6 protein-coding genes are annotated in these 7090 nt (G+C 72.7%); 4 read left to right on the top strand and 2 right to left on the bottom strand.

The window, feature by feature from the left end; all coding sequences use genetic code 11:
• The first annotated feature begins 57 nt into the window (after nucleotides 1–57).
• Entirely contained in the window at nucleotides 58–801 is a 744-nt protein-coding gene (locus ABZZ38_RS25655) for a Tellurium resistance (RefSeq protein ID WP_356744056.1), read from the top strand.
• Nucleotides 802–813: 12 nt separating this feature from the next.
• Here ABZZ38_RS25655 and ABZZ38_RS25650 read toward each other — a convergent pair whose 3' ends face one another.
• A complete protein-coding gene (locus ABZZ38_RS25650; protein WP_356744046.1) occupies nucleotides 814–1716 on the bottom strand; it encodes a TerD family protein in 903 nt (300 codons plus the stop codon).
• Between the two features lie 177 nt (nucleotides 1717–1893).
• On the opposite strand from ABZZ38_RS25650, the gene ABZZ38_RS25645 reads away from it, so the two are divergent.
• The 3 genes from ABZZ38_RS25645 (at nucleotide 1894) to ABZZ38_RS25635 (ending at nucleotide 6463) form a co-directional block, all read left to right on the top strand.
• Nucleotides 1894–3057 (top strand): HpcH/HpaI aldolase/citrate lyase family protein, encoded by a 1164-nt coding sequence (locus ABZZ38_RS25645; RefSeq protein ID WP_356744044.1) that lies wholly within the window; start codon nucleotides 1894–1896, stop codon nucleotides 3055–3057.
• Between the two features lie 80 nt (nucleotides 3058–3137).
• A complete protein-coding gene (locus ABZZ38_RS25640) occupies nucleotides 3138–5648 on the top strand; it encodes a phosphoribosyltransferase (RefSeq protein ID WP_356744042.1) in 2511 nt (836 codons plus the stop codon).
• On the top strand, nucleotides 5645–6463 hold the full coding sequence (locus ABZZ38_RS25635; protein ID WP_356744040.1) for an HAD family hydrolase: 819 nt from the start codon (nucleotides 5645–5647) through the stop codon (nucleotides 6461–6463). The genes ABZZ38_RS25640 and ABZZ38_RS25635 overlap by 4 nt, the downstream gene beginning before the upstream one ends.
• Here ABZZ38_RS25635 and ABZZ38_RS25630 read toward each other — a convergent pair.
• Nucleotides 6432–7043 carry a DedA family protein gene (locus ABZZ38_RS25630; protein WP_356744038.1) on the bottom strand — a complete coding sequence of 204 codons (612 nt, stop codon included), beginning with the start codon at nucleotides 7041–7043 and terminating at the stop codon, nucleotides 6432–6434. The genes ABZZ38_RS25635 and ABZZ38_RS25630 overlap by 32 nt on opposite strands.
• Nucleotides 7044–7090 lie beyond the last annotated feature (47 nt).

Raw genomic sequence — 7090 nt, 5'->3', positions numbered from 1 at the left:
GTGCTCCCGGCCGCCCCGCCGCGTATCCATGAGGCATCGGACGACTCGGGGTGGGGCATGGCCTTCTGGGACAACCTGTGGCGGAACAACACGGTGGCACAGTTCGACTCGGGCAGCGCCACGACGAACTCCATCGACCTGACCAAGCGGCGGCCGACCGTCTCGCTCACCAAACAGGGCGCCGCCACCGGCAACCTGCGCGTCAACCTCTCCTGGCGGATGCGCACCTCCGACATCGAGGGCCGCTCCAAACAGAGCGGCCGGCTGCTGCGGCACCCCTTCAAGCTCTTCCAGCCCGAAGTGGTCCAGGCCCACACCCAGGGCGTGGTCAACGTGGACCTCGACATCGGGTGCCTGTGGGAGATGGCCGACGGCAGCAAGGGTGTGGTCCAGCCGCTCGGCGGCTTCTTCGGGGACCTCAACACACCGCCGTACGTGAAGCTCAGCGGGGACGACCGGTTCGGAGCACCGTCAGGCGAGACGATCTTCGTCAACCTCGATCACCGCGAGGCGATCAAGCGACTGCTGTTCTTCGTCTACATCTACGACCAGACACCGGCCTTCGACCGCACGCACGCCACGATGACGCTCTACCCGAGCAACGGCCCGCGCATCGAGATCGAACTCGACGAACGCGCCCCACAGGCCCGCTCGTGCGCGGTGTTCCTGCTGGAGAACGTCAAGGGTGAGCTCGTGGTACGCCGCGAGGTGCGGTTCGTGTACGGCTTCCAGGCCGAGCTGGACCGGCTGTACGGGTGGGGCCTGCAGTGGGGGCGCGGCTTCAAGGCCGGCAAGGTCTGAGGCCTCGCCCGGTCAGTTCCGTACGAACTGGGGGCCCATCGGCGGCAGCCGGAAGCCCGGGTCCGGGGCGGGCGCCGCGGCGGCGGCCGGCTGGGGATAGCCGTACGCGGGCTGCGGCGCGGGAGCGGCGGCCGGCTGGGGGTAGCCGTAGGCGGGCTGCGGATACCCGTACGCGGGCGCGCCGGCCGGCGGAGGCGGGGCCGGAGGGGTGGTGGGCGGAGCCGGAGGGGTGGTGGGCGGAGCCGGGGGAGCGGGAGGCGCGGCCGGGGCTTGCGGCTCCTGCCGCGCGTCCGGCGCCGGCTCCGGTGCCGTCCCGCCGGTGCCCTCGCCGCGGTCCTGCCCGGCGTCCTCGGCGTCCTCGGCGTCTTCGTCCACCGAGATGCCGAACGCGGTCGCCAGGCCGATCAGCCCCGTCGGATAGCCCTGCCCTACGGCGCGGAACTTCCAGCCATCCCCGCGGCGGTACAGCTCGCCGCAGATGATCGCCGTCTCCGCACCCGTCTCCGGCTTCACGTCGAACACGGCCAGCGGCTCGGCGGCGCCCGAGCCCGCGTCGTACAGCAGGATCCGCAGGTCCCGTACGCGGTCGAAGGTGTCACCGTCCGACGACGCCGCCAGCACCACCTGGTCCACCGACGCGTCCAGCGCCGCCAGGTCGGCCTCGACCGTGTCGGTCAGCCCCTCCGTGACGCGCTTCTTCGACAGCCGCCGGACCAGGCCGGACGGGTGACGCGGCTGGTTGTAGAAGACGAAGTCCTCGTCCGAACGCACCCGGCCGTCGGTGCCGAGCAGCAGCGCCGAGGCGTCCACGTCGGGAATCCCCGGGCCGGGGGTCCAGCACAGGACGGCCCGGACGGCCGCGGCGTCGAGCGGGACGTTCGAGCCCTTCAGCATGGCGTGCGTCATGCCCGTCATCCTGCCTGGCCGTCCACGGGCCGGACAACGCGGGGGCCGGGTGTGGCCGTGCGTGGGGGGCGATAAGCAGCCGAGTTACCTGAAGTTCATGCACATGGGGAACCCGCGACACCCGTCTCTACGTACTATTACCGGCCACATGTCATCCGGGCCTCACCGCCAGTTCGGGGGAGTTATATGCGTCATTTCGGGCACATCCCGCCCGCTTCCCGGGTCGGGCTCTTCCATCGGGAGCCCTGCGAGTTCACCGGCGAATCCCCGGCGCGGGTGCTCGCGGCGGCCCTCGGGGCCACGCTCTACAGCCCCGCCACACGGCCGCGGCTCGCCGACGACGTCCTGAAGCAGGTGGGACGCGGGGTCGTATCGATGGTGCTGTGCCTGGAGGATTCCATTGATGACGCCGAGGTGGAAGGGGCCGAGGAGAATCTCGTCCGCCAGCTCGGCGACCTCCACCGGCGCGGCGCCGAGACGCCCCTGCTCTTCGTCCGCGTCCGCGAGCCCGCCCAGATTCCCGACCTGGTTCGGCGGCTGGGGACGGCCGGGCGGCTGCTGTCCGGATTCGTACTACCCAAGTTCACGGAGGAGCGTGGCGCGGCCTTCCTGGAGGCCCTCACGTCCGCCGAAGCGACGAGCGGCCGACGGCTGTTCGCCATGCCCGTCCTCGAGTCCCCGGAACTGCTCCACCTGGAGACCCGGGCCGAGACCCTGACCGGCATCGGCCGGATCGTGGACAAGTACCGCGACCGGATCCTGGCCCTGCGGCTCGGCGTCACCGACTTCTGCTCCGCGTACGGGCTGCGCCGCTCACCCGACATGACCGCCTACGACGTCCAGATCGTCGCGGGCGTCATCGGGGACGTGGTGAACGCGCTGGGCCGCTCCGACGGCACCGGATTCACCATCACCGGACCGGTCTGGGAGTACTTCCGCCTCGGCGAGCGCATGTTCAAACCGCAGCTGCGCCGCAGCCCCTTCACGGAACAGCGCGCCGACGAGCTGCGCACCGCGCTCATCGAGCACGACCTGGACGGGCTGCTGCGGGAGATCGAGCTCGACCGGGCCAACGGGCTGCTGGGCAAGACCTGCATCCACCCCTCGCACGTGCTGCCCGTGCACGCGCTGTCCGTCGTCAGCCACGAGGAGTTCAGCGACGCGCAGGACATCCTCCGGCCGGAGCGGGGCGGCGGTGGAGTGATGCGCTCCGCGTACACGAACAAGATGAACGAGGTGAAGCCGCACCGCGCGTGGGCCGAGCGGACCCTCCAGCGCGCCGAGGTCTTCGGCGTCGCCAAGGAGGACGTCGGCTTCGTGGAGCTGCTCACGGCCGGAATGGCCACGTGACGCCGGTCGGACCGGTGGAGCCGGTGGAGGCCGTGCCTCCGGGCAGGCGCGCGCACCCGGCGCCTCCCCCGAGGGAGAACATGAAGGAGAGCGTGAAGGAGAACGAGAACGTGGTGTGGTCGGGCACATGGGTCGCCGAGCGGCTCGGCGTCGAGCTGACCGGCGACGCGTCGCTGCGCGACCTGCTGGGCCTGGCCCTGCGGCGCAACCCGAAGCGGGCGCACCTGCTCGTCTCCCACGTGCTCGGCAAGCACGTCCCACAGAGCCCGCGTGTGGTCTGGCGGTCCGGTTACGACCTGGGCGTACGCGTCCGTGAGCTGCTCGGCCCCGCCGACGCGCCCCGGGCGGTCGTCCTCGGGTACGCGGAGACGGCGACCGGCCTCGGCCACTCGGTCGCGGACGGGCTGGGCGTCGCGCCGTACCTGCACTCGACGCGCCGCCCCGTCGAGGGTGTCGCGCGGGCGGGCGGCTTCGAGGAGTCCCACTCGCACGCCACCTCGCACCTCCTCCTTCCCGAGGACCCGGCGCTGCTCGCCGGCCCCGGGCCGCTGGTGCTGGTCGACGACGAGTTCTCCACCGGCAACACGGTGCTCAACACGGTGCGCGCCCTCCACGAGCGCTACCCGCGCGAGCGGTACGTCATCGTGGCCCTCGTCGACATGCGGTCGGAGGCCGACCGGGGCCGGCTCGCGGACTTCGCGGCGGAGATCGGCGCCCGCGTGGACCTCGTGACGCTCGCCTCGGGGACCGTGCGCCTGCCGGACGGCGTGCTGGAGAAGGGCCAAGCGCTGGTGGCGCGGTACGAAACGGCCCCTTCGGCCGTGTCCGCCGTGTCGGTCGCGCGGTCGGTGGACGGTCCGGTGGGCGGCCCGGTGGACGTCCACCGCGTGGAGCTCGGCTGGCCGGCCGGCGTACCGGACGGAGGCCGGCACGGCTTCACCCCGGCCCACCGCGCCCGCCTGGACGCCGCGCTCCCGGCCATGGCGGAACGCCTCGCCGCCGCGCTGGGGCTCGCGCCCGCCGACCCGGCCCGCCAGGCCGCCTCCGAGGGCGCCCGGCCCCGGGTCCTCGTGCTCGGGTGCGAGGAGCTGATGTACGCGCCGCTCGCCCTGGGCGTCGCGCTGGAGCGGCTGGCCGACGCGGACGTGCGGTACTCGACCACCACCCGCTCTCCCGTGCTCGCCGTGGACGACCCCGGCTACGCCATACGCACCCGGCTCGTCTTCCCCGCACACGACGAGCCCGCCGACGGCCCCGGCGACCGCTACGCCTACAACGTCGCGGGCGCGGGCTTCGACGCGGTCGTCGCCGTCGTCGACTCCACCGCCGACACGCCCGCCCTGCACGCCCCGGACGGCCTGCTGGCCCGGCTCGCCGCGCACATACCGCGCGTCCTGCTCGCCGTCGTCCCCTCGTACACACCCTCGTACACACCCAAAGGTGCCTCCATGCTGCCCGAGCCGCTGCGCGGTCCCGCCTTCTCCTCGTACGCCCCCGAAGAGGTCGGCTGGCTCCTCCAGGACCTCTCCGACGTCGAGCTGGAGGCGCCCACCGAGGAGCGCGAGGAGGCGATCCAGAAGGGCGGCGCGCACTACGCCGAGTCCCTGCCCGTCGAGTACCAGCCGAGCGACCGCTACCAGGAGCTGTTCCACGCGGCGCTGAAGACCTCCGCCGCCCGTATCGCCCGCGCCGTCGGTGCCGTCACCGAGACGGTCCTCGCCGAGAGGTCACCGCGCCCCGTGCTCGTGTCCCTCGCCCGCGCCGGCACCCCTGTCGGCGTCCTCATGCGCCGCTGGGCCCAGCACCGCCACGGGCTCGACCTCCCCCACTACGCCGTGTCGATCGTGCGCGGCCGGGGCATCGACGCCAACGCCGTGCGCTGGCTGCGACAGCACCACAACCCCGGCGACGTCGTGTTCGTCGACGGCTGGACCGGCAAGGGCGCCATCACCCGCGAACTGGCCGACGCCCTCAAGGACTTCGACGGCTTCAACCCGGAGATCGCGGTCCTCGCCGACCCCGGCTCCTGCGTCCGCACCTACGGCACCCGCGAGGACTTCCTCATCCCCTCCGCCTGCCTCAACTCCACCGTGTCCGGCCTCATATCGCGCACCGTCCTGCGCGCCGACCTCGTCGGCCCCCACGACTTCCACGGCGCCAAGTTCTACCGCGAGCTCGCCCGCGCCGACGTCTCCCACGCCTTCCTCGACACCGTCGGCGCCCACTTCGACGCGGTCACCGACGCCGTCGACGCCGACGCCAAGGAGCTCCTCGCCACCGACCGCACCCCCACCTGGGAGGGCTGGGCCGCCGTCGAGCGCATCAGCGAGGCGTACGGCATCCACGACGTCAACCTCGTCAAGCCCGGCGTGGGGGAGACCACCCGCGTCCTGCTGCGCCGCGTCCCGTGGAAGATCCTCGCCCAGCGCGGCGCCGGCGCCGACCTCGACCACGTACGCCTCCTCGCCGACCAGCGGGGCGTCCCGGTCGAGGAGGCCGACGACCTGCCGTACACCTGCGTAGGCCTGATCCACCCCCGGTACACCCGAGGGGCCACCGGCGCCGACGGCAGGGCGGCGAGCCAGGCATGAAGACGCTCATCGCCAGCGACCTCGACCGCACGCTCATCTACTCGTCCGCCGCCCTCGGCCTGACCATGCCGGACGCCGGGGCGCCCCGCCTGCTCTGCGTCGAGGTCTACCAGCACAGACCGCTGTCGTACGTGACCGAGACCGCCGCCGCGCTCCTCACCGAACTGCCGCGCCACGCCGTCTTCGTCCCGACCACCACCCGCACCCGCGAGCAGTACCACCGCATCCGGCTCCCCGGCCCCGACCCCGAGTACGCGATCTGCGCCAACGGCGGCCACCTCCTCGTCGACGGCGTCACCGACCCCGACTGGCAGCGCACCGTCGCCGACCGCCTCGCCGACGAGTGCGCCACCCTCGACGAGGTCCGCGCCCATCTGCTGGCCGCCGCCGACCCCGCCTGGCTGCTGAAGGAACGGGTCGCCGAGGACCTCTTCGCCTATCTCGTCGTCGAACGCGCCCTGCTGCCCGAAGGCTGGGTCAAGGAGCTCGGCGTCTGGGCGGAGGCACGCGGCTGGACCGTCTCCCTCCAGGGCCGGAAGGTGTACGCCGTACCGCAGCCGCTCACCAAGAGCGCCGCGATGCGGGAAGTCGCCCGACGCACCGGCGCGTCCCGCGTGCTGGCCGCCGGTGACTCGCTGCTCGACGCCGACCTGCTGCTCGCCGCCGACCGGGCCTGGCGGCCGGGCCACGGCGAGCTCGCCGACACCGGCTGGAGCGCCGGGAACGTGGACGTACTCGACGAGAACGGCGTCCTCGCGGGCGAGGAGATCCTGCGCCGCCTCCTCAGCTCCGCCGCGCTCCCGAACCCGGCTTGACCAGCCGCACACCCGCGAACACCACGACCGCGCCGACCGCCACCACCAGCACGGCCTTGGAGTAGAGGGACACGTAGCGCGTGACGTCCTCCCAGTTGTCGCCCAGGGTGTAACCGGCGAGGACGAAGACGGTGTTCCACAGCGCGCTGCCCAGCGTCGTCAGCGCGAGGAAGACCGGCAGCGGCATCCGCTCGATCCCGGCCGGTACCGAGATCAGCGAGCGGAAGATCGGGATCATCCGCCCGAAGAACACCGCCTTGGTGCCGTGGCGGGCGAACCACGCCTCCGTGCGCTCGATGTCGGCGACCTTCACCAGGGGCAGCTTCGCCGCTATGGCCACCGTACGGTCGCGGCCGAGCGCCGCCCCCACCCCGTACAGCGCGAGCGCGCCGATCACCGACCCGGCGGTCGTCCACAGCAGGACGGCGATCAGGTTCATCCGGCCGGTCGCCGAGGCGAACCCCGCCAGCGGCAGGATCACCTCACTGGGGAGGGGCGGGAAGAGGTTCTCGAGGGCGATGGCGATCCCGGCGCCGGGCGCGCCCAGCGCGTCCATGAGGCTGTTGATCCAGCGTTCCATGGCCCCACGCTAGGGACCCGTAGCTGAAGGCACCCTGAAGGCCGCCG

This window comes from Streptomyces sp. NPDC006368 (assembly GCF_040612535.1).
In the GTDB taxonomy this organism is placed as follows: Bacteria; Actinomycetota; Actinomycetes; order Streptomycetales; family Streptomycetaceae; genus Streptomyces.
This window is presented reverse-complemented; position numbering and strand designations above follow the sequence as displayed.